The organism is Paracoccus tegillarcae, assembly GCF_002847305.1.
Lineage (GTDB): Bacteria > Pseudomonadota > Alphaproteobacteria > Rhodobacterales > Rhodobacteraceae > Paracoccus > Paracoccus tegillarcae.
This window is the reverse complement of record NZ_CP025408.1, coordinates 1,846,479-1,871,054: the sequence shown is the minus strand read 5'-3', so window position 1 is coordinate 1,871,054 and position 24,576 is coordinate 1,846,479. Positions and strand designations below refer to the sequence as shown.

At 62.5% G+C, this 24,576-nt stretch carries 13 protein-coding genes; 4 read left to right on the top strand and 9 right to left on the bottom strand.

Annotated features, from left to right (window positions below; genetic code table 11):
- Positions 1 to 32: 32 nt before the first annotated feature.
- From CUV01_RS09105 to CUV01_RS09075, 7 genes are all read right to left on the bottom strand, one after another.
- Complete coding sequence (locus CUV01_RS09105; protein WP_101460193.1) at positions 33 to 2,057, bottom strand: serine/threonine-protein kinase; 2,025 nt, start codon at positions 2,055 to 2,057, stop codon at positions 33 to 35.
- Positions 2,054 to 2,818 carry a PP2C family protein-serine/threonine phosphatase gene (locus CUV01_RS09100; protein ID WP_101460192.1) on the bottom strand — a complete coding sequence of 255 codons (765 nt, stop codon included), beginning with the start codon at positions 2,816 to 2,818 and terminating at the stop codon, positions 2,054 to 2,056. The genes CUV01_RS09105 and CUV01_RS09100 overlap by 4 nt, the downstream gene beginning before the upstream one ends.
- Positions 2,805 to 3,530 carry a type VI secretion system-associated protein TagF gene (tagF, locus tag CUV01_RS09095; protein WP_101460191.1) on the bottom strand — a complete coding sequence of 242 codons (726 nt, stop codon included), beginning with the start codon at positions 3,528 to 3,530 and terminating at the stop codon, positions 2,805 to 2,807. The genes CUV01_RS09100 and tagF overlap by 14 nt, the downstream gene beginning before the upstream one ends.
- A 21-nt stretch (positions 3,531 to 3,551) precedes the next feature.
- Positions 3,552 to 7,151 (bottom strand): type VI secretion system membrane subunit TssM, encoded by a 3,600-nt coding sequence (tssM, locus tag CUV01_RS09090; protein WP_101460190.1) that lies wholly within the window; start codon positions 7,149 to 7,151, stop codon positions 3,552 to 3,554.
- A gap of 17 nt (positions 7,152 to 7,168) precedes the next feature.
- A complete protein-coding gene (gene icmH, locus CUV01_RS09085) occupies positions 7,169 to 8,983 on the bottom strand; it encodes a type IVB secretion system protein IcmH/DotU (RefSeq protein WP_101460189.1) in 1,815 nt (604 codons plus the stop codon).
- Positions 8,983 to 10,317: a type VI secretion system baseplate subunit TssK gene (tssK, locus tag CUV01_RS09080; RefSeq protein ID WP_101460188.1), complete on the bottom strand. Its 1,335-nt coding sequence runs from the start codon at positions 10,315 to 10,317 to the stop codon at positions 8,983 to 8,985. The genes icmH and tssK overlap by 1 nt, the downstream gene beginning before the upstream one ends.
- A gap of 87 nt (positions 10,318 to 10,404) precedes the next feature.
- Positions 10,405 to 17,277, bottom strand: coding sequence for a hypothetical protein (locus tag CUV01_RS09075; protein ID WP_101460187.1), 6,873 nt, complete (start codon positions 17,275 to 17,277; stop codon positions 10,405 to 10,407).
- Positions 17,278 to 17,553: 276 nt separating this feature from the next.
- Here CUV01_RS09075 and CUV01_RS09070 point away from each other — a divergent pair, with 276 nt between their 5' ends.
- From CUV01_RS09070 to CUV01_RS09055, 4 genes are all read left to right on the top strand, one after another.
- Entirely contained in the window at positions 17,554 to 18,915 is a 1,362-nt protein-coding gene (locus CUV01_RS09070; protein ID WP_101461983.1) for a M16 family metallopeptidase, read from the top strand.
- Positions 18,912 to 20,255: a M16 family metallopeptidase gene (locus CUV01_RS09065; RefSeq protein WP_198731901.1), complete on the top strand. Its 1,344-nt coding sequence runs from the start codon at positions 18,912 to 18,914 to the stop codon at positions 20,253 to 20,255. The genes CUV01_RS09070 and CUV01_RS09065 overlap by 4 nt, the downstream gene beginning before the upstream one ends.
- A 420-nt stretch (positions 20,256 to 20,675) precedes the next feature.
- Positions 20,676 to 22,505 carry a DNA mismatch repair endonuclease MutL gene (gene mutL / locus CUV01_RS09060; protein WP_101461981.1) on the top strand — a complete coding sequence of 610 codons (1,830 nt, stop codon included), beginning with the start codon at positions 20,676 to 20,678 and terminating at the stop codon, positions 22,503 to 22,505.
- 32 nt (positions 22,506 to 22,537) lie between these two features.
- Positions 22,538 to 22,909 carry a DUF3775 domain-containing protein gene (locus CUV01_RS09055; RefSeq protein WP_101460186.1) on the top strand — a complete coding sequence of 124 codons (372 nt, stop codon included), beginning with the start codon at positions 22,538 to 22,540 and terminating at the stop codon, positions 22,907 to 22,909.
- Positions 22,910 to 22,922: 13 nt separating this feature from the next.
- On the opposite strand, the gene CUV01_RS09050 is transcribed toward CUV01_RS09055, so the two are convergent.
- Together CUV01_RS09050 and CUV01_RS09045 are read right to left on the bottom strand one after the other, a co-directional pair.
- The gene (locus CUV01_RS09050; RefSeq protein WP_101460185.1) at positions 22,923 to 23,615 is read right to left on the bottom strand and encodes a GntR family transcriptional regulator; all 693 of its coding nucleotides are present in this window, start codon (positions 23,613 to 23,615) and stop codon (positions 22,923 to 22,925) included.
- 22 nt (positions 23,616 to 23,637) lie between these two features.
- Positions 23,638 to 24,576, bottom strand: coding sequence for a 2-hydroxyacid dehydrogenase (locus tag CUV01_RS09045; protein ID WP_101460184.1), 939 nt, complete (start codon positions 24,574 to 24,576; stop codon positions 23,638 to 23,640).

Sequence of the window (24,576 nt, the reverse complement as noted above, 5' to 3'; positions counted from 1 at the left end):
CTGTCGCCGCACAGGACGGGCTGCGCAACCTCTCAGCCGTCCGGCGTCAGCTCGAAATAGGCAATGTCGGCGGCGGCGAAGCCACCGCCTTCGGTGATCTCGTCGCGGACATCGGGCAAGATCGTAGCGCTTGCCGCACCGGCAGCGGCAGCGGTGGGGCCGACCAGCGAGCCCCGGCTGACCAGCGCCACGATCAATTGCGGCGCAGCCTCGGTCAGATCCTGCAGGGCAAGGCCAAAACCAAAGGTGAAGCTGCCATCGGCCTGCGGCTGCAGTCGCGACGACAGATCATGAACCCCGCCATCGGCCGCGACCAGAAACAACCAGATCGTGCGCCCCTGCGCCTCGCGCAGACGCCCCACGACCGTACCCCCCTCGGGCAATCTTTCGGAATCCAATGACAAGACCGGGGGGGCTTCGGACCGGCCCTGAAGGGCACGAACAAAGTCGACCGCCGGGCATTGCCCTGCTGCAATGCGGCGCGTGATCACCGCAGGCCGCGCGTCAAAGCGGGACTGATAGGCGTTCAACAGCGGATCAAAGTCGATCTGCCGGTCCGACAACGCCATCAGCTTGCCGGAATCCATACCCGAGGAAACGCGCTGAACCTGAGCGCAGGCGCCCAGATCGAAATTCGCCAGAAACCCCTCGCGCGTGCCCAGATCTCGGGGCGGCAAGACCCGACCGTCGCCCTCTGCCACCTGAGCGGCCGTCTCGACCGGGGTTTCCGGCGGCGCGGCATCATCACCGCGCAGCATCGCCCAGACACCCACCGCCAGCAGCAGCGCAAGCGCCGCGCCGCCGGCATAATAGGGCAGCCATTTCGCGCGCGTCGGTCGTTGCGGCGTCGCGACTTCGGCCTCTGCTGGCGCCACGACCGGACCGAAAGGGCTGTCCGACGTAAGCTCGATCCCATGGGCAGACACCGCACCAGACAGCGACCCGGTCACCAGCCGCCCGGTCTTCTCATCCTTCTGACCCCAAAGCGGCATCCGATAGCGCACCGGAATGCGGGTCGGGTCCGCCGCCATTTCGGCCACTTCGTTCATCGAGGCTGGCCGGGCCTTCGGGTCAGGCTCAAGCATATATTGCAGCAGAGGATAGATCTCGTGCGGCAGGCCAGACAGATCGGGTATGTCGCGCCGGGCATCAACAGCCTCGACCGCGGACGAGCCCATATCCAGCGCCTTGCCGCGCAGAATGGCGGCCATCATCAGCGCCATGCCATAGATATCCGCCGCCGGACCGATCTCGCCGCCGTAGTGACCCAACTGCTCGGGCGACACATATTTGAACTTGCCGGCAAAGCGCCCGGCCAGGGTGCCTTCGCCAAAGTCGACGGCACGGGCAATGCCAAAGTCGATCAGCACCGCATCCTCGATCCGATTGGCGCGCAGCATCACATTGTCAGGCGACAGGTCGCGGTGCGTCACCCCGCGCGAATGCGCCTTGCCCAGCCCATGCGCGAGCCGCTGGATCAGATGCAGCGCCGGGTCGGGCGTGATCGGGCCAAAGCTGTCGACCTGATCCCACAGCGTATTGCCGTCGATATATTCCATGATCAGGCAATATCGACCAAGGCCCTGATCCAGCACAAAGTTATGGTATCTGACGATGGCGCTGTCGTTCAGCTGCCCGAGAATCCGGGCCTCGCGCTTGAACAGTTGGATGATGCCGTCATCGCTGGCCAGGCTGGGCAGCACGATCTTCAGCGCCACAGGATCGCCGGTAAAGACGTTCTCGGCCTTGTAGACCTCGCCCATACCGCCCGCGGATAACATCCGCTGGATGCGGTAATTGTTGTTGATCAGAACGCCCGGTTCGACAACGCGATCCGCCAGAACGCCCTGCGTCGGCGCGGCATTATCGGGAATCGACGCATCGCCTCGGCGCACCGGCGCGCCACGGGGCTGCGGCGGTGACGAAGAGGATGGCAGCGGTGTAGGAGTTGGCGTCGGGCGGTCGGACAATTGCGTGCGATCATCAGCCGTCAGACCGGCCGGCTTGATTGCCGTCTGATCCTTCTTATCGCCGGTGTTGTCGCGCTCGCTGCTCAACCCTTGTCCACCTCATCGCTGCGCGGCAGGCATCGTACCACGATGGCCGTGACATTGTCGCGCGCACCCCGGTTCAGCGTCTCGTCAACCAACCTGTCGACCATCTGTTGCGAGCCCATGCTCGTATCGGCCAGAACCGCTGCCAGTTCCTCATCCAGCATATGTTCGGTCAGCCCGTCGCTGCACAAAAGGAACACGTCGCCATCGCGCACACTGCCGGTGACAGCCTCGTAATTCGGGCCGTCATGGATGCCGATTGCGCGGGTGATGACGTTCTTGCGCGGCCAGTTTCGCGCCTCTTCCTCGGTGATCGCGCCAGCGGCCAGCAACTCTTGCGCCTCGCTGTGGTCGATGGTCAGGCGTGACAGGCGCCCATTGCGCATCAGATAGATGCGGCTGTCGCCGGCCCACATGCAGACAAAGCCCGCCTCATAGATCAGCAACGTCACGACGGTCGCGCCGATGGTCACATGACCCATTTCCGCCGAATGCGCGAGAATGCGATTATGCGCCCGATCCAGCCGTTCGGACACGCGCGCACGCTGGTCCTGCGACGAGACCGGCACGCCGACGCTTTCGATTTCGTCGGTGATGATGGCGCTGGCCACGTCGCCGGCCTGATGCCCGCCCATGCCGTCGGCAACAACCCAGACGCCGGCCAATGGCAGCGTCAGATAGCTGTCCTCATTATGTTCGCGCAGCCGGCCGGTATCGCTGTCGGCCCCCGTCTCGAACAAGAACAGATCGTTATCGCCCGGCATCCCCACCCTCACTATCCGCATTTATTCCAGGGCTTTCTGCCCGTGCTTTCGTTGCTGTCAGCATATCGGCCTGCACCCCCGCAAGCAGCCATGCCATTTCACCCGGTTGCGGCAAGCCGTCACAGGCCAGCACCGCACTTGCCCGATTCTCGCCCGCGGCAACCCACCAATAGCTGCGCGCGCCGACAGCGCGAACGCGATCCGTCACGTCAAGCTGGGTCAGCAGCTCGGCAACATCCAGCGCCGGATTGGCCGCCCAGAATGTCGCCGATACGGCGGCATCGACCGGCCCCGCAGCATTGGCTTGTCCAGTACGCGCGGCCAGTCGCCCGCGCAAATCCTCGGCCGATGGCAGATCCGCGGCCAGTTCCATTTCGACCGCGCGATAAAAGCCCTGATCGGATTCCAGCATCGGTGGCGAGCCTGCCGTCTCGGCAACGGCGATCAGCGGGAACCGCCGACCCACCTTGTCGTGGCTGGCCCGCGCAACACCGCGCAGATGCGCGCCGCCCCAGATCGCGCCCCCAATCCAGAACCGGATCGGCAGCGCCGTATCCCAGGCAGCGTCCCATCCATCGCCCATCCAGTCGCGCGTGGCCGACAGCAATTCGGTCCACCAGGGCACCATGTGGCTTTCCGCCAGAGCGGGCAGTCCGGCGGATATGAAATCGCCGAAACCGGGATGCTTGCCATAGATGCCGGGTGATGCCATCGCCTTTCCTGTCGCCGCTCTCTATTCCAGGCTTTGCGGGCATTCGAACTGCCGCAACTCGCTCATGGTAAAGGGGTTCTTCACCGCGTTGATGGTGAAATCATAGGTGATCGAACGCCCGCCCACCACAAAAGTCGCGCGCAGGGTATCGCCGCTCTGGCTGGCCGAACTGGCGGCATCCAGAAACTGCATGATCGTCCAGGCACTGCCCTCAAAGCGCAACTGCGACTGCCCGTTCAGCGCGGGGCTGAGCTGCAGCACGGTGGCCTTGCCGGTGCCGGGCCAGGTGATCGTCTGCGGCAATGACCCGACCACCGTGGGAACGATCGCGTCATTGATCGACAGCATCGCGCTTTCCACCGTCGGATGGGCATCGACCTGAGCCACGGTGATATCGACGCTTGGCGCTGTGCCGCCGCCGGCGAAAAATGCCTGACGGATGACCTCGGCACGCTGGAACTGGGCCAGCGCGGCGGTCGACATGCGACCGGCCAAAGGCTTGTCCTGACGATAGCGCAGACCATCAGAGCTGCGCTCGACATAGGGTTCGAGATACTCGGTGAAATATTTTTCCATATCGCCGCCCGGACCGAAGAAGCGGGCGAAGTTGTCGATGGACAGGCTGCGCGCCGAGTTTCCGAAGGGATAGGCCGAGGTGATATTCTCGCGGCAGAAAAAGGTGATCCGGTCAGACAGCGCACGGTTCATCTGCTCCAGGCTGGCATCGGTTGCATCCTCCTGGAAATCGGCCTCGGCCTCATTGACCAGACCTGCAAGCTGATCGGGCAACTGGCTGTTATATTGCGTCAGACTGTTCAGAAGCGACGGCAGCACCGCCGCTGACTGATCGGGGCTTTGCTCGGCCAGGCGCAGGTTCTGCCAGACGGCACCCAAATTGCCCAGCAGGGTGTCGACCGGGCGTTTTCCGACCTCGCCCCGCAGCAATTCGTGCCAATTCTCGAAATCCTCGGCAATCAGTTCGATGGGGCGGATCGCGCTTTCTGTCTGGCCGCTGCCACCGCCGCCACCGATATTGGCCTGCTCTTTGGCATTATTGGCGGCCGCATCCAGCAAGATACGCTGAACGCCCGTGGACCGGCTGCGGATCCTGTTGGCAAAGGCGCCGCCGACCTGGCCGCCCACATCGGCTGCCGCATCCTCGCCACCCTCACCACCGATCGCAGCGGCGGACTCGTCGTCCATGCCTTCGAATTCCATGGTCAGCCGGGTTTCTCTGTCGACCGACTTGACCAGTGCCAGGATCGGCGAGGCGCTGGCCGACACGGCGGCCTCCAGCACCTGATAGCGCGGCTTGTCAGCCGACAGGTTGGTCAACGACAGATTGTTAAGGACGCCATCCCAGGCTGACTTGAAGTCGCGGCGATACCGTTCCATCAGATCCCGATCCAAGCGGTTCAGGCGTTCTTCTATCTCGGCCACCTGAGCCATATCGCCCAACACCCACTGATCGTCGCGCAGCTTTTGGCCGACCTCTTCCAGGCCGGGGAAGAAATACGACCAGAAGCCCTCATAAGTGTACATCGCCGGCACGACCATCTGCGACAGTTCCGTGCCATCGCGGGTGGCAAAGACGATATCGCCATTGGGGTCGGTTGCCCCGATCAGGGTCCATTCCGGCAACCCCGAGGCCGCGACACCGTCCTGCAGGATCGCATAGGCCTGTTCGTCGACCGGCAATTGCGCAATCGCCTGACGCGCTGAATCAACCGTGGTCTGATCAATGTCGACCAGCAACTCTCGGTCATTGTCCAGCACCAGCATCGAGGCCAGATGCTGGCCCAGTTGTTCGCGCATGTCGATCCCGGCGAGGTCGGTATAAAGCTCGCGCCAGCGCTGATCGAACCAGGTCTTGATGGCGTCGTCATCACTCTTTTCGCCCTGCCCGCCCAGCAACAGATAGACCTTGAGCGCACGATAGATTTCGGTGGTTTCACCGTCGCGGATGATCTGCGGTATCCGCTGTTCCAGATCCAGCACCATGCGCGGCCGCAGCATCCGCTCCAACGCATCTGAATAGGCGTCCTCGGCTGCGGCATCCACCCGGTCACGCTGCGACAGGCCGAAGCGTTCCGTATAGCCGCTTGGGCCCAGACCGGCGGGGATGCCGCGCAGATCGTTCAGCAGCGGCAGAACAGGGGTCAGGTCAGGATCGCTGATGACCTGTCGCTGCAATTCCTGCGACACGGCGTTTGCATAGGCCACCGTTTCCGCCTCAGCCGTGTTCACCAGCCGGTTGTTGCGCCAATAGCTGACGCCGAATGCCGTCAGCCCGGCCAGCGTCACCGCCGCGATCGCGCCAAACGCCAGTCCGCGCAGGATCATCGACCTGCGCACGGCCTTTTCATCCAGACTGACCCAGCCCTGTTCGGCAAAGATCACCCGACGCATCAGGTCGTGGATGAAATAGCTTTTGCCCTTGCCCGACATGAAATCGGGCTGGAAGGTCACGTCACCGCCGGCCTTGTTCATGGCACCCAGCACCTGATCGATGGGTGTGCCCTCTTGCGTGCCCGAGGTGAAATAAAAGCCGCGCAGAATGGCGTTGGTCTTATACCGCGTCGGCTCGAACACACGGCGCATGAAATCACTGACATTGTCACGCAGCAGCGCCATCTGGCCGGGCAGGCCAAAGATGGCGATGCGCGAAATGCCGTCAGGTTCCTCACTGAGGCGGTCGATGACCTCATCGGACAGGCGCGACACCAGCTTGTCGAATTCGGCCGGGACCGCCTCGACCGTGATCGCCTTGCGGTCCTCGGTCGGGAAGGTCACGCCCCAGACCAGCTTGCGCCGGCTCAGGCTGAAGCTGGCGAAATACTCGCGGAAACCCGCAATCAGGTCGGCCTTGGTGAACATCACATAGACCGGGAAATCGACCTTGAGCACCTGATGCACCTCGGCCAGACGGGCGCGCACCGTTTCGGCGTGCTGGGCCAGCGTGGCCGGGTCCTCGGTCATCATGTCCTCGACCGAGAAGGACAGGATCACGCCGTTGATCGGCTGGTTGGGCCGCGATTTCTTCAACAGTTCAAGGAACGCATCCCAACTGGCCTTGTCGCCCTCGGCGTCGCTGTCCTGCGTCGTATAGCGCCCGGCAGTGTCGATCAGAACCGCGTCTTCGGCGAACCAGAAATCCGCGTAGCGCGTGCCGCCGAACCCTGACACCGCCTCTGACTGAGACAGCGGGAACTCGATCCCCGAATTGGCCAGCGCCGTTGTCTTGCCCGCGCCGGGCGGGCCGATGATCACATACCAGGGCAGGTCGTAAAGATAGGACGCGCCGCCCGATTTCTTGAGCGTGGCCAGGGCGGTTTCCATCCGCTCGGCCAGTTCCTTGCCGTCACCCTTGGGCAGTTCGGGGACCAGTGCGGCCTCGATCTCACGGGCGGCGCGGACCCGCCTGCGCCAACGGATGAACCAGACCAGGAAAAAGATGCCCCAGACAATGCCGATCACCGTCAGGCGGAACCAGACCGTGCTGCCCATGCCCCAACCCGTCATCGGCAGACCGATCCAGACGGCCACGGCAAACAGGATCAGACCCAGAATGGTCAGCGGTATCCGCAGCCATGGCTGGTTGCGAACGCGAAGGCGGGGCATGGGGATGCCAAGGATCCTCAATACGTGCCCTCCTGTGCCAGCATCACCTCGACCCGGCGGTTCTGCGCCTGTCCGTCCGGGGTGGTGTTGTCCGCAACCGGATCGGCCTCGCCGCGTCCCTCGACGGTGACCCGCGTGGCGTCATCGATATTGGTCGCCAGCATGTCACGCACCGATTCCGCACGGGCCAGCGACAGTTCTTCGTTGGTCTTGAAGCGACCGCGCCCCGACATCGGAACGTTGTCGGTATAGCCCTGGATCAGCACCGGCCCGCCTTCTTCGTTCAGGATCGTTGCGATGCGTTCGGCCATCGGCTGGAACGCCTCGATCACGTCAAATGCGCCGCTGTCGAACAGCAACTGATTGCCGACGCGGACATAGATATAATCGCCCTTTTCGCCCACACTGACCGTGCCCTCGGCGATTTCGGGACCAAAGGCTTCGCGGATACGATCCAGCTGTTCCTGACTGGCGACATAGACCGGTCCGGGTGTCCGTTCGATGGCGATGGTCGCGTTGCCCGGATGCAGCGCCCGCAGCGCTTCGGCGGCCTGCGCGCCATCGCGGTTGATCAGCGTGGAAAACGTGGCATAAGCGCCCAGCAGCAAAATGGCAGCGCCGCCCAGGATTGCCGGAACCGATATGGCGGCAAAGCGGCGCCCCTTGCCCTGCACCACAGGCGCCCAGGTGACAGATATATCCTCGTCCGGGCGCGGCGTGACGCGGCGCAGGGTTTCATAGATCGCATTGCGGATGCGGGACAACTCGACCCCGCCATTGGGCATGGTGCGATACTGGCCCTCGAAGCCAAGATTGAGGCAGGTCAGGATAAGGCCCAACAGGTTGTAATACTGCCCCGGGGCCTGCATCGCCTTTTCGGTTTCCTGAAAGAACCCGACACCCGAATCGCGCTTGCCAAAGAACCGCGCGACCATCGAATATTGCAGCCAGTCGCCGCGATCAGCGCCGGGCAGGTTCTGCACGATATCGTCCGCTGTACCCGACAGCACGTATTTCGACACCGCCGCCTCATGCGGGTTCACGCCCGAGGACAGCATGTTGCGTTCGAACTGGTCGATCTCGCGGGTGACGTGATCCATCAGCGGCGCGGCCTGCATCTCGACCAGGCCGGTGCGCAGCCGCCCCAGCAGGATCAAAAGCGGCGCGGAGGCTGCAAGGATCGGATTGGTAGAGGCGCCTTTGCCCAGACCCTTGACCTGCAATGCCTGCTGCAAGGGGATCTTTGGTCCCTGCATCGGCGCGGCGGCGGGCCGGTCACGCGGGATATCGGGGAAAAAGCCGCGATCGCCGCCGCCTGCCGCGCTGCCGATATTGCCGTAAGCCGGCGCCTGACCGGGCCATCCCTGCTGCGGCGGCTGCTGGCCGCCGTGTTGATAGGGTTGCTGGCCATGTTGATAGGGCTGTTGCTGCTGACCGGGCTGATAGGGCTGCTGCGGCCCGCCGATCCAGGTGTTTCCGCTTTCCGGTCGTTGCGGCGTCCAGCCTTGCTGCGGCGGCGCGGCAGGGGGCGAGTTGCGGCTATAATCCCAGCCCTGCTGGTCGGCAGGTCGCTGTCCAAACGGAGAGCCCGATTCAGGGTGACCGCCACCATGTCCCTGCCGTCCCGGCGGGGGCACAGGCGTTGACCCGCCAATTACCGTGCGATCCTCGTCGCCGGAGGCAGCGCCCCGGGGCGGGTTGCCCTGGACGAACGGGCTGTCCGAGGCCGGCGCGCGGGTCTGATCCTTGCCACCCTGCGGCTTGCCCTGCCCCGCACCGGGCAGCGGCCCGCCAAAGACCGTCTTTTCGTCGTCATCGCGCCCGCCTGCCATTACGCTTTCTCCGGAATGGCCCACAGCTCCAGCTTAAGCTCGGGCCAGTCACCGGCGAAATGCATGCCGATGGCCGGGGCAGTTGAGAATTCACGCCACAGGGGCACGTTCTTTTCCAGCCGGAAATAGACATTCGAGGACAACACGCGGATCTGCCGCGGCGGGTTGGGCAGATGCTGCAACGGAATGCCGGGCAGGTTGTTGTTGACGATGTCGTTCATGCGGGTGTTCGGGCCAACCTTGCACAGTTCCGGGAACTGGGTCTGGACCTGCCCCTGCGGTTTGGCGCTTTCGACTTCGACGACAAAGGTCGCCTCGCGGAACAGATTGCGGTCGTCGACCTGCGCGATATAGCTGTTCTGGCGCACCTGACGCAGCTTCAGCCGGATCGCACGACCAATGTCGCGGCTCAGCAGGCGTTGGATGTCCTGCACGACCGGACCGAAACTGACCTTGGGATCGGCATGATCATAGGCTTCGTATTGCGGGGCCAGACGGGTGGCGTTGTCAAAGGTCGCCAATTCGCAGGCCAGCCCGACCAGTTGTTCATACAAGCGCTCGGGGTGGACGGCGTGCATCGAATTGAGGTGACGCAGCACACCAATCTGGCGGTTGAGGCACATCAGCATCAGGTAATCCGAGGCCTGCATCCCGCCGCCAGCCGAGGGATCGCTGGCATAGCGCGCCAAGGTTTCCAGTCGCGCCTCGATCCAGCCGATCACGCGTGTCAGCCAGCCGGCAACCTGCGGATGCGCCGACAGGATCAGCGAGGGTGGCGGGATCGTATCGTCAAAGGTGACCACCCCGTCGCGCACTTCGGTGATCCGCGCCAGACGCAGGTTCTGATATCCCGGACGGGCGGTTTTGCGCACAACCAGTTCCAAGCGCGGCACGGCCAGTTCCAGCACCTGCTCGATCCGGGCGCTGCTGGCGCTGTCGCCCACCGTCTCGGCGACCACGCCCCAACGCGTCGTCGCACTGCCTTCGTCCAAGGGCGAGGCGTCACGGGTATTGGGCGAAACGTCAGGCAGGGTCAGCCAGACAAAGCTGCCCGCCGCATCGTCCGGAACCTCGATTGCCGTCGGCAAAGGGCCGGTGCCGGGTGCGTCAAACGGGGTGCCGTCGGGCATGATGCCAGTCGCAGCCCTGAGCCCGATCCGCCCCTGCTGGGCCATGTCGCGGTCGATCTGCATCTCGGACAAGCCCCAAGGATAGGGCGTGATGACCGAGGTCCGCGAACGGACCAGGTTTTCGAGATAGCGGTCGGCCTGCTGCAGATGCTGGGGCTGTAGAAACAACCCCTCTTTCCAGGCGACCTTGCTGAACCAGGACATGGATTTCCCCGTTTTCGTTATAGCGCCGGGCGCGGCAGACAATCCGCGACCCGGCCTGCGTGGTCAAGACCCCAAACCACGCCCTGCTTAGAACTGAAGGCGGATCTGCGCTGTCACACCATAGCTGTCCAGCACGTCGCCCGTCCGCCCATCGACCCTGACCGAGGCGTTGAACTGCCGTGGTTTGCCAGCGCTGCCGGCTTCGAGCACCTTGGAATAGTTCACACCAAAGCTGAGTTCACCATAGGTGCCGAGGTTGCTGGAGGTCAGGCCGTCTTCCCGCTCGGTCGTGCCGTCACTGTCGCGCATGACGAACACCGAGGCCGTTTCGGGCGCAAAGTCCTTATAGATCGTCGCGGTGCCATAGGTGTTGATGATCGACTTGCGCTCTTGGTTGACAAAGGTCTTGGACACGGTGCCGCCGATAAAGCCGACACGGTTCTTGCTGTCCTCGATCCGCAACTCGGACCCGTCCTCGAAGTAGATCGGGTCAACCGACAGGTTCGAGAAGGCGAAACCGGCAGTCGGAACCAGCAGCCAGCCCTCGCGCGGCAGCGTATAGGCATAGCTGACGGCACCGCTGATCGTGGTCGCGTTGCTGTCAAAGCCAGAGTCGCGCAGTTGCAGACCCAGATTGTCGGCCCCGACCGGCTGGTTGTCGATGGTAAAGCTGGTCCGTTCGCGCCGCATCTGCAGGTCAAGGAACCAGCGATCACGGCTGGCCGTCGCATAGACGCCGCCGTAGAGCTGGCGGAAATCACCGTTATTGATGCTGCCCAGAACGTCGGTCAGTTGCGAAGGATCGGTCGGGTCGTTGACATAGACCGGCTGCGTGGTGGTTCCGTCGTTGACGCCGCCCATCACACCCATGGCGACGTTCCATCCGCTGACGCTGCCCTCGAAACAGGCCAGATCGCCGCCGAATTGCAGACCGCGATAGCTGGCTTCGATCGAACTTGCGATCGAGAAGTCACCAGACGAGGTCTGACCCGTCGCACTGGCGCGACCTGCTAGCGCCCGCGCCCAGGCCCCGGCGCCACAAGGCTTTTCGCCCGCGCCGCCGGCAAGCCCCGGAACAAAGGGGCTGGAAGGCCGGTTGACGACCGAGCCGATCAGGCTTTGTGTCAGCGCCAGGTTGCCCGACAGAGCACCCAGGGCAGGGTTGATCGCGTCGGTCATATAAAGGTCGCCCGAAGCGCCGTCCTGAATGACCGAGTAGATGACCCGTTCGCTGGCGGCCGGTAGGCCTTCGGCTGAATAGGTAAAGCTGTTGGCACTGCCCTGGCTGCCATCGACATCAAAGACAAGAATGCGCTTGGACGCGTCGGTTGCGCCACCCGCGACAGTTTCGTCATCAAAGCTGAGCAGGATCGACCCGGTGACCGCACCGCCGCGCACAACGACCAGATCGGATGCGCCAGCACCACCATTGGCATTCATATCGAGGTTCAGGGCATAGGTCCCCGCACCGCTGACCGAACCATTGATCGTCAGCACGTCCGTCGCAACGCCGTTATCGGCCATATTGACGGTGCCATCATTGGTCATCGACCCGTTCAACGCGAAACTACCGCCAACATCAAAGCTGCCTTGGTTCGTCAGGCTTCCGATCTGCCCGCCATCAATACCAACAAGGCTGCCATCGTTTTCGATCAGGCCGCTCATATTACCAGCGACCGTCAATTCGTTCTCGGCGCGGTTGATATAGCGACCGACTTGCAGGGTATCTTCTTCCTGCACCGCGAAATCGTTGAATGAGTCGAAAATACCCGTGACGACCAGTTCATGGGGCCTGCTTGCATGAGAAATCTCAAGCGTGCTGCCCTCGGCATAAGTCAGGTTGCCGTCGATCTCGCCCACGAGGAACGCGGTGCCCTGATTGTTCAGATCGCCTTGCAGGCGGTTTTCCAGCCTGAAGAGGCCCCGGTTCACAACGTCGCCGTTCAGCTGCCCGGCGACGCGGACGGTTGCGCCTGCTTCGTTGGTCAGCCCGCCGCCGGCGGTCATCGTCGTCGCCGCGTTGACAATCAAGGTCGTCGGGGCGCCTGGCGCCTGCTGCATCGAACCCGGCGCAGGGGTGCCCGGGGTCAGAGGCTGCGGCCGGTTCACCACGGCGCCGACGACCACCAGATCGCCGGTCGTTTCCAGCCGGGCGCCTTCATTGATCAGCGTGCCGGTAATGCGACCTGACATGCCAGCCGGACCGCGGTTCAGCACCGATCCGTCAATGGTTCCGTTCAAACGCGCGCTGGTTTCATTTTGCAGGTTACCCGTCAGCCTCGAGCCTGACGCCATGACCAATTGCTCGCTGGAATCGTTCAGCAGCGTCCCGCCGACCACCACATTGCCATCAATGGCAAGCCGACCATCGCCTGTGTTGCGCAGGTTGTTGTCCACACGCAGGGTGCGGTCATTCGCCACAACCAGCGCCCCGCCGCTATTGACGACAGCACCAACGCGAAGGTTGCCGGTAAGATCAATCCGGTCGCTGGCCACACTCGTGTCGCCGTCATTGGTCAGCATGCCGAGGATCCGGCCCGAAAGCCCGGCTGTCCCGCTATTGGCTACATCGCCGGTCACCGTGCCACTCACCTGAGCGCTGCCATTGTTCTGCAAGTTGCCCTGCAAACCGCTGCGCAGCGCCATGGTGCCGCCGTTGACGACATTGGCCGCGACAACCGTGCCGTTGGCGACCACATCGCCGCCGCTCTGGTTGGTGAACGAACCCGCCACGGCAAGCTCTGTGCCAGCGGCTGTCAGCAGGCTGCCGCCGTTGTCCAGATTTCCGCCGATTGCCAGATCACCTACGACATTGGCAATATCAGTCGTCGTGCCGGGTGCATCCGCCGTTTCAAGGTCGCCCGTGATGGTGCCCGACAGTTCGGCAATGCCTTCGTTGTAAAGATTACCGTCGATCACGCCGGTCGAGGTCAGTTCTGCCCCGGCCATATTGCTGACGTCGCCCTCGATCGTGCCGGCATTGGCCAGCGTGCCCGCATTGTTGGTAAAGCTGCCAGTCTGGACGCGGCTGCCCTCTTCGATGACGAAGACATCGTTGTTCTCGACCGTCGCGACGTTCAGCAGCTCTCCGCCCCGCGAGACGTCAAACAGCCCGTTGTTCACAATCGCATTGTCGCCGTCGCCGGTCACCGTTGCCCAGACCCGCACGGTGCCCGCGCTTTCCAGATCGTCGGTGAGAGTGGTGTCGCTGCTATAGATGATGCGGCCGTTATTGCTGACGTCGCCTAGAATGACGACGCTGCCTTCTAGCGTGCCGTCGTTGACGAAGTTCTCGGTGGCGATCCGGATCTCACTGAAATCACCGGCGCTGATGATTCCGTCATTGGTAAAGACACCATCGACAGTCAGCGTAGAAATGCCGCCGGTCTGCGTGACCAGCGCATCCTCAAAGTTGTTGAAGTCGCCTTCAACGAAGGTATCAAGGTCGACCGTGAATGTGCCGTAGTTGTTGACCTCACCGACAATATAGCCGCTCGTGCTCAGGATATCAGCGCCCGCTTCGTTCGTGACAACACCCGCGATCTTGCCGCCATCCAGATTCAGGTCCGCGCCCGCCTGGTTCAGCATATCCGCATCCAGCGCGCCGGTCACATTTACCGTCCCGCCAGTTGCGTTCGTTACGCCACCCGCCACGACAACATAGTCAGTGCCGTCCGACGAAGGATCGCCACCCGTAACGTTGACGACCCCGGAATTGGTCACGGCGCCGTCGACATTGGCAACGGTCCAGAGGTTCAGCACACCCGCATCAGCGGGCGCGGGGCTATTGTCGTTATTCACGATATCGCCAGTGATGTTACCGCCAATGTTGGCGACGCCGTTATTGGTCAGATCGCCATCCAGGGTGCCGGTCGACGTGACCGCCACGACGCCGCCCTGGTCGTTCTGCACGCCGAACGCAGCCGCCGGGTCGGTATTCTCAAGCGTCCCGTTCACGGTCAGTCTTGCGCCGCTGCCATTGTTCACGGTTGCTGCCGCAAGACCAAGCGTCGCCGATGTCTGAATATTTGTCGTGCCCTGATTGATCAGGTCTGCGGCAGTTGTATCTCCGGCAATATGCACAACGGCATCGGCGCCATTGGTTTGGATGTCCTGACCGACACTGCCGGACAAATACAATTGGCCAGCTTCGTTCGAGACCGCGTTGCCTCCAATCGCACCCGTCACCCTCGCAGTGCCAAAGTTCCGCAAGCTGTTGGCCACGTTTCCGGTCAGGATCAGATCGCCGCGGTTGACGACGTCCCAGTACGCCAATGCTCCGGCAGTTCCCACATCCCCGGTGATCGTGGCGTTGCCGTCTTCGTCATTGATAAGCCTGCCCATATCGCCGGTCAGCTCAAGAATACCGCCAGAGTTGTTGACCGTTCCCGCGACATTGCCCGTCAGATGCAGCTCGCCGGAATTGATGACCACCCCGGGATGATCTGTGCTTGCCGTCACATTGCCGATAATATCAGCGTAAGCACCCTCTTGGTTGACCAATTGGCCCCGAATCTCGGCCACGTTGGTCTCGCTGCCGAAACTGGCGGTACCGCGGTTTACAAAGCGATTTTGCATGACAACGGAACCGCCACTATCGTCGTTGCCAAGAATGATATTGTTGTTGACCACCGTGCCGGTGACCGTCACGCCATCCAGAGTCGCCGTGCCATCGGGCGTCACGGTCAGGGCTCCGTCGATTTGCCCGCTCAGATAGCTGGCATTAAGCCCGGTAGCGCCATCCGAACCGGAAATATACACGTTCGCAGCAGTCAAGACCCGACCTGGACGCAGGTCCAGCTTGCCCAAGGCCCGAACATCGCCCGTCGAGGTCAGATCACCCTCGATTACGCGCAGTTCACCGCCCTCTTCAATTCTAAGGGTCAGTCCATCAGGGCCACCTACCCTCACCGGCGTGTCCAGTCCCAGTGTCGGCACGCCGATCCGTGTCAGCCCATCCGCGACCACCAAAGCGCCGACAATGTTATGTCTCAGGTTGGTCGCGCCAAACGTTGTCACAGTACCGGTGACCGCCTGATTCACCTCAAGCAAAGCGCCCGCTTCGTTGGTGATATCCACGGTTCTGGCCTGGTTGATGAGCAACGCGCCAGCCGTACTTCTGTTGATCAAATGATCGAACGTGATCCCTGTAATTTGCGAAACCAGCACAGAACCGCTGCGATCGTTCACAACCGCGCCATCGACGGTCAGGCTCGTGCCGCCGTAAAATGTACCATTTCCGGTGAAGATCAGATCGCCGGTGACTTCGCCGGTCCCGATCAGTGTGCCACCAGAGGAAAGGTCACCATCGACCACCCCGCCCGTTCCCAGATTGACCGCACCTGTGCTGGTCAGGTTGGCCGTTGTAACGGTGATGCCATCGCTCAGAACCAGTTCGCCATCGGTGCCTACGGCAAGCAGCCCGCCGCCGGACGTGGCCCCGAAATCAAGCGCGCCTGTGACCGTCGTTGTTCCGTCGGCAACTGTAAAGGACCCATTGACCGTGTCCTCGATCTGGGCATCTGCATTTGCTGTAACCGCGCCGATCAGTGTGCCGGCGCTGGTAAAGATGCCAGCGTTATGCGTGATCGTCGTAGCGCCCAGTTCCGCGCCTTCGGAAACCCGCACCGAGCCGCCGTTGTTCTGCAGTTCCGCCAGGTTGGTCAGACTGCCTGCGTCAATATTCAGACTCGCCGCAACACCCGCATCTTCGGTATTGATAAAGTCTTGCTGGTTGCCGTCGACTGCATCTGATGCATTCGTGACAGACGCCGTCGCGCCGGCGCGATTGGTAAATGTGCCACCCAGTTGAGGCGCATATGCAAGGTCAAACTCGGCTTCGTTGTCAATCGCCCCCGACAGCACAACATTGCCAGTAAAGACCGAGCCATCACGAACGACGATCCGTGTTGCCTCGACTGTCAGTGTGCTGTCGGCAGCATCGCCGGCCAGCGTCCCGTGGTTATCCAGCGTGCCATTGACCGTCAGTGTGCGGTCGCCACCATCGGCCAGAATCGTACCATCGGCATAGTTATATGCAACAATCGCAGAGGCAGACGTCGTGGCGATACCGACATTCTCGGCGAGATTAAGGTCGCCGCCGTTGTAGAGCGCGCCCGAATAGGTCCCGGCGCGCAGCGACAGCGTCCCATAGTTGTTTATCGCCCAGAGCGCCCGTGACTGAGCGCCGCCAAAGGTCGCACTTCCACCCTCATTCACCCACAGCTCGCGCACGTTGCCGTTGACGACTGCATCCGTTCTATTGATGTCCAGTCGACCTATGATCGACCCCGACGTGCCAAATGAGATCGTGCCGGTGTCGTTGATCGAAACGTCACCTCTGATAGTGCCGCCCACGATCAGATCGCCGCTGGACACCACGTCAATGCTATCCTCCAGAACCTCCAGTTCACGATCGACCCGAACAAGCAGCGTGCCAGCAACGCTGACAGCCGCTTCCGAACCCGACGCACCGGGATCGATGACGGTATCGACGTCCAGATTGAGCCGCGAACCGGAAAGGACAGTCAGCGTAGAGGCTTCAACCGCTGAGTCGCCGTCAATCGCGTTAAACTCGAAGGTGCCGTCTTCGATGACGATGTCATTCGGATCGACGGTGTCAATAATCCCGATTTCGATAAGCGTGTCAGTGGTCGAAAGGAAATGGACGTCGTCACCGCTGCGAAAGCGATCATTGCCCGGAATGAACTCGCCGGTGTCTTCATCCCGTTCGATCCAGTTATCGTGTGAGTTCGAATCTGCCCAAACACCGCCGGTCTGCGGTTCGGGCGAATCCTCCGGCCCTTCGTAGTTGTAATATACGGTGTCAGCGTATGCCTGCGCGAGGGGCATACAGAACAGCAGCGTCGCGCCAATCAGCGCGGTGGTCTGCTTGAAGCGCGAAACACCGGGCAACTGGACAGCCGGCAAGCTGTTCCGATCGGAAACACTGAAACTCATACTACTCGTCCTTGGCTTCGGGGGCATGAAGCTTGCTAATCACAGCTACATAAAAAGCAAATCAAATCTGTCTTGGCCAGCCCAAAACAGGCTGAAGAGCCATGAAATATGCGCATTCCGCCATGATTTTTCGCAACCTGTGCTTTGCGCCGCAAAAAGCCGTGGCGATCCATGCGGTGCGCGATGAATTTTCGGTTCACGACACAAACGCGCGAGGCCCGCTTGCGCCGCGGCTCTGCAGAAGGCAGTTTCCGCGCATCCTTTCCGGAGCTCTTGATGCGCGCCCTGACCCTGACCGCTGCCCTTGCCGTCCTGCCAGCCATGTCGCTGGCCGATATGCCCGATGGCATCTCGCACTTCACCCTGCCCAACGGGCTGGAAACCGTGGTAATCGAAGATCATCGCGCGCCGGTCGTGGTGCAGATGGTCTGGTATCGGATCGGCGCGGCGGATGAGCAGCCGGGCAAGTCCGGCATCGCGCACTATCTCGAGCATCTGATGTTCAAGGGCACCGACAAGCTGGCGCCCGGTGAGTTGTCAAAGACGGTGATTGCCAATGGCGGCAAGGACAATGCCTTCACCTCTTACGATTACACCGCCTATTTCCAGCGCATCGCCGCCGACCGGCTGCCCCTGATCATGGAGATGGAGGCAGACCGGATGGCCAATCTCAAGATTGGCCCCGATGACTGGCAGGCCGAACGCGAGGTCGTCCTGGAAGAGCGCGCGCAACGCACCGACAGCGAGCCTAGCGCCCTCTTCGCCGAGGAACGCAATGCCGTGCAGTTCTATAACCACCCTTACGGTCGACCTGTTATCGGCTGGCGGGCAGAGATGATGGGCCTGACGCGCGAGGATGCGATTGACTGGTATGACAGCCACTACGCGCCCAACAACGCGATCCTGATTCTCGCGGGCGATGTGACACCCGAACGTGCCCGCGAACTGGCCGATGAATTCTATGGCCCGATCCCGGCCAAGGAAGACCTTGCCGAACGCAGCCGCCCGCAGGAGCCCGAACAGGCCTCGCCCCGCAGGATGCAGCGGGTCGATGCGCGTGTGCCGCAACCGATCATGGTGCGCACCGCCATCGCGACCGAGCGCAATCGCGGCGACCAGAAAAGCGCAGCCGCGCTGACCGTTCTGGCCGAGTTGCTGGGCGGGTCGATGCAGACCTCGGTTCTGGGCCGCAAACTGGCATTGCCCGGCAAGGCGCTGTGGGTCGGTGCCGGCTATGACGGTCTGGCCGTCGATCCGACGACCTTCGTGCTGTCGATGGCGCCCGCGGACGATCTGTTACCCGAAGAGGCCGAGGCCCTGCTGGATCAGGTTCTGGCAGATTTCCTTGAAGAAGGCCCCGATCCCGACGATCTGGAACGCGTCAAGACCGGCATTCGCGCCTCCAGAATCTATGCACAGGATTCCGCGCATGGCCGGGCCTATGACTATGGTCAGGGCCTGTCGACCGGGCTGAGCATCGAGGACGTGAATGACTGGCCCGATATTCTGGCTGATGTGACCGCCGAGGATGTGATGGCCGCAGCCCGCGACGTGCTGGACAGCGATGCCAGCGTCACCGGGTGGCTGCTGCCAGAACAGCCCGCACCCGAAAACCGCCAAAAGGAGTCGCAGGAATGATCCGCGCCACTTTCGCACTGATGCTGACGTTATTGGCGGTGCCGGCCCATGCCGTCGATATTCAGCAGGTCACCTCGCCCGGTGGGATCGAGGCCTGGCTGGTCGAAGATCATTCGATCCCCTTCATCGCCATGACCCTCGAATTCGAAGGCGGCGCCTCGCTGGATGCACCCGACAAGCGCGGCGCCGTCAATCTGATGACCTCGACCATCGAAGAGGGCGCGGGCAAGATGCGGGCCGAGGAATTCGCCGCGACGCTAGAGACCCTTGGCGCTTCGACCAGCTTCAACGCGGGCAATGACGAAGTCACGATCAGCTTTCGCGCGCTAAGCGAAAACCTGGATGCTTCGGCCGATCTGCTGGCCATGGCATTAGCGCAGCCGCGTTTTGACGACGATGCAATCGAACGTGTGCGCGCGCAGGTGCAGGCTGTGATCAGGTCGGGGGATTCCGATCCTCAGACGATTGCCGCCAAGGAACTGGCTCGTCAGGCATGGGGCGACCACCCCTATGGCAGTTCGCTCAACGGGACGGCTCAATCGGTCGGCAAACTGACGCGCCAGGATCTGGTGAGCGCCAAGAACCGCGTCCTGGCCCGCGACCGCGTCCATATCGGCGTCGCCGGCGACATCACCCCCGAAGAGCTGGAGCCGCTGCTGGACAAGATCCTCGGTGGCCTGCCGGAAACCGGCACGGCACCTCTGCCCGAAGCGGTTGATCTGCAACTGACCGGCGGTCTGACCGTGGTCGATTGGGACAGCCCGCAGACGATCATTGCCTTTGCTGGTCCCGGTTTGCCGCTGGAAGATCCCGATTACTTCGCCGCGACCGTCACCAACCACATTATGGGTGGTGGCGGGTTTTCCTCGCGCATGATGGACGAGATCCGTGAAAAGCGTGGCCTGACCTATGGTGTGCGCACAGGGTTGGCGACCGGGCTTTACGGACAGACCTGGACCGGCGGCATGGCCAGCGCCAATGACAAGGTGGCAGAGGGCGTGGACCTGATCCGGCAGGAATGGGCGCGCATGGCCGAGGGCGTGACCGAGCAGGAACTGAACGACGCCAAGACCTACCTGACCGGAGAATATTCTCTGCGCTTCGACGGCAACAGGGCGATCGCCAGCATTCTTGCGGGTATGCAACTGATCGGCCTGCCCGCCGATTACGTCAACACCCGCAACGATCAGGTCGAGGCCGTCACTGCCGAACATGTGCAACGTGTCGCGCAACGCCTGTTGGACACCGACAATCTGCGCTTTGTGCTGGTCGGGCGGCCCGAGGGTGTCGAGGGTGAAGGCGCCGATGCCGCCGAGGATGCCGCGGTTCAGAGCAACTAAACCGGCGCACGACCGTCGGTCACTGGCAGCATTGCCTAAGAAAATGGGCCGGGGATAAACCCCGGCCCGTCGTCTGCTTTTTTCAATCTTCGAAAAGCTATCGCCTGCGGTGAGTGCTTATTCGACGCGAACAGCCCCCGAGCCGCCCAGGGCAGCACCAGCGACGGCGCCCACAGGGCCCCCGACAACAGCGCCGGTCGCCGCGCCGGTCGTTGCACGGGTGGCAGTGTTGGGACCGCAAGCCGCAAGGGCCAGAGTTCCGCTCAAGATCAAAATGGTCAATTTCCCGGTCATATCAATTCCCCCTAAATCTGTTTGCCTTCTTCAACCAACAGTCGAGTCAGCCTTCTGGTTTCCAATTGATGGCAAAACAGCATGAATTTCTTTCCGGCCTCTGGCGGCAATGCTATATCTGGGGGCATGAATAGCCATGCCCCCAATATCCGCCCTGTTATCCGACAGTTGGACGAAACCGCTGCGAATCGCATTGCAGCGGGTGAAGTGGTCGAGCGGCCGGCCTCGGCGGTGAAGGAACTGATCGAAAACGCTCTGGACGCGGGCGCCGCCCGCATTGACATCACCGTTGCAGATGGCGGCAAGAGCCTGATCCGCGTGTCAGATGACGGCTGCGGCATGACGGCCGATGACCTGCCTCTGGCGCTGGCACGCCACGCCACCAGCAAGATCGATGGCAGTGACCTGCTGAACATTCGCAGCTTTGGCTTTCGCGGCGAGGCGCTGCCCAGCCTTGGCGCGGTGGGACGGCTAACCATCACATCGCGTGTCGCTGGTGGCGACGGCGCGGCGATTTCGGTTGCCGGCGGGCGAATTGACCCGGTCCGACCGGCAGCGGGCAATCACGGCACCGTGGTCGAACTGCGCGATCTGTTCTTTGCCACCCCTGCGCGACTGAAATTCATGCGCACCGACAGGGCCGAGGCGCAGGCCATCGCCGATGTGGTCAAGCGACTGGCAATGGCCGAGCCCTATGTCGGCTTCAGCCTGTCGGACGGCGATCGCACGGTCTTTCGCGCCGATGCGGAACAGGGTGAGTTGTTCGGCGCCATGCAAGCCCGGCTGGCGCGCATCATGGGACGTGACTTCATCGACAATTCGGTGCCGCTGGACGCCACGCGGGACGAGATCACCCTGACCGGTTTTGCCGCCCTGCCGACCTATTCGCGCGGCGCGGCGGTCGCGCAGCATATCTTTGTCAATGGTCGCCCGGTGCGCGACAAGCTGCTGACCGGGGCATTGCGGGCGGGATATATGGACGTGCTTGCCAGTGGCCGCCACCCCGCCGCCGTCCTGTTTCTGACCTGCGATCCTCAACTGGTCGACGTGAACGTTCATCCCGCCAAATCCGAGGTCCGGTTCCGCGATCCGGGCATTGCGCGCGGCCTGGTCGTCAGCGCGCTGCGCCATGCGCTGGCGGGTGCCGGGCATCGCGCCTCGTCCACGGTTGGCGCGGCGACGCTTGGTGCGTTTCAGCCAGAAAGCACCGCCACGCCGCACGTCTATCAGATGGATTATCGGCCCAGTGCCGGGGCAATGCGTGCCAACTATGAGGCGCAAGCGCCGGTCTTTGACAGCCCCGGCTTTGCAGAGACGCCATCGGCCCGGATGGAGATGCCCGCGCCCATGGCAGAACTGGCCGGGCCCACCAGCGCACCGCTTGGTGCCGCGCGCGCGCAGATCCACGAAAACTACATCGTCGCGCAGACCGACGACGGACTGGTCATCGTCGACCAGCACGCCGCGCATGAACGGCTGGTCTATGAGCGGCTAAAGGCGCAGGCCGAGGCCAACGGCATCACCAGCCAGGCCCTGCTGATCCCCGAGATCGTCGACCTGTCCGAGGCCGACGCCGCAAGCATCCTGTCGATTGCCGATGATCTGGCCAGCCTGGGCCTGGTGATCGAACCCTTTGGCGGCGGCAGCATTGCCGTGCGAGAGGCCCCGGCGATGCTGACCAAACTGAATGCCGCCGCGCTGATCCGCGACATTCTGGACGATCTGGCCGATCAGGGTACATCGGACCGCCTGCGCGCAAGGATCGACGCGGTGCTGTCGTCGATGGCGTGTCATGGTTCTGTCCGGTCCGGTCGCCGCATGACCGCCGAGGAAATGAACGCCCTGCTGCGCGAAATGGAACGCACGCCGAAATCCGGCCAGTGCAACCACGGCCGCCCCACATGGGTCAAATTGCCACTGTCGGATATCGAGCGCTTGTTCGGGCGCAAGGATTGACGGCATCATGGGGTCGAACCTCAGAGGCCGCCATGCTGGAAATCACGTCCGACAAGATCGCCTATGTCATCATCCGCGCCCGCGAATATGACAGCAATATCGATGCCTGGGTCGGTAGCGGTCAGCGCCGGCAATATGGCGCAAGGACCGAACTGCATGAGTTCATCGAAGGTCTGAATGAGGACGAACAGGCCAGCCTTGTCGCCGTGATGTGGATCGGTCGCGACAGCTTTGACGCCGATGATCGGGCCGAGGCCATCGCCACGGCGCGCGAAGAAAAAACCACGCCCACCGAAGATTACCTGATGGGGGAGCCCCGTCTGGGTGATCTTCTCGAGGCCGGGATGGAGGCGCTAGGTCTGTCGCCCGTGGATGCCGAGGATGATCTGCAAAAGCCCGTCTGACCCTCGCGCCGTGTCAGTCGGGCAGGGTCGCCGCGCGGAAATGCGCCTCGATATTGCCGAGCATACCGTTCATGTGATTGTCCAGATGACGTCGAATATCGGCCTCGTCGCGCCGCGACAACGCATCGATAATGCCAGCATGATCGCCAAGCGTCCGGTTCGCATCATCCCGCCGCCGCGCCGACATAAATCGGATCCGCCAAAGCCGGCGCAGGTATTCGCTGTGGGTCCGGGCCAGCGCCGCGTTATGGCTGGCAGCAACGATGGCCGAATGCATCGCCATATCCAGACCAAAGACATCGACCTTGTCCGCGCTGAAATATAGTTGCTCGACCTGCTGGGCCATATCCCGGATATGGCTGATTTCCGCGTCAGTGGCGTTGCGACATGCCAGTTCACCCGACATCAGTTCCAGCATCCGCATGACGGCAATCTCGTCGCGCACCTCGTCCATCGTGGGTGCCGCGACGATCGGACTGCGCAGCGGACGCAATGTCACCAGCCCCTCTTTTGCCAGGATACGAACGGCTTCACGCAGCGGCGTTCGGCTGATGCCCAACCTGTCGGCGTTGTCGCGTTCCTTGATCGTCGTGCCGGGGGGCAGATCGCCGTTCAGGATCTCTCGTCGCAACTGGTCGGCGATGGTGACGGGAATGGTGCGGTCGATCTGGCTAAGATCCTGGTCGTCCTGGTCGTCCGCACTCATCTGTCATTCCTTGTCTGGGCGGTCAGTTTACCGGCGTAGGCGGCGTCTGCCCATCCAGCCCTGCGCGCAGGTTTTGCCTTTGCAAAGCCCCCATCGCGGCGCGTGTCTCGACCGTCGCCGAGCCGATATGCGGCAGGGGGAACATATTGTCCAGCTTGGATAATCTCGGGTCGACCTTGGGCTCGCCCCGGAACACGTCCAGTGCTGCGGCGCGGATGGTGCCGTCGCTCAGCGCCTCGATCAGCGCCTCTTCATCGATGACGCTGCCGCGGGCGATGTTCACGACTACCCCGTCCGACCCCAAAGCGGCCAGAACCTCGGCGCTGACAAAGCCTTCGGTCTCGGGGCCACCGACGATGGCGATGACGATGTCATCGACCGCCCGCGCCAGATCAACCGGATCGGCGTGATAGGTCCAGCCCGGCGTGTCCTTCTGGCTGCGCGACTGATAGTGAATCTCGGTTTTGAAGGCCGCAAGGCGGTCGGCGATCTCGCGACCGATCCGGCCCATGCCCAGCACGCCGATCTTGCGACCCGACATCTTGCGCGCCAAGGGCAGTGCCCCCTTGGCCGCCCAATCGCCGCTGCGCACGGCCTTTGCGCCGGCCTCAAAGTCGCGCACCTGCGCGATCAGCATGCCCACAGCCAGATCGGCCACGTCATCATTCAGCACATTGGGCGTGTTCGTGACGGTGATGCCGCGCTGACTGGCGGCCGCCACGTCGATCGCATCATATCCCACGCCGAAATTGGCGATCACCTTGAGGTTCGGCAGCTTATCCATTTGCTCACCATCAAAGGGCGCATGGCCTTGATAGGCGACGCCGCGCACCTGTTCGCGCGCCTCGGGCGACAACTCGTCCAGCGCATCCAGACCAGACACGATCTTTGCGCTGAAATCCTGTTCCAAAGCCTGCGCATCCGCGCCTGTATATCCGCCAATTGCCAGCGTATCGGTCAT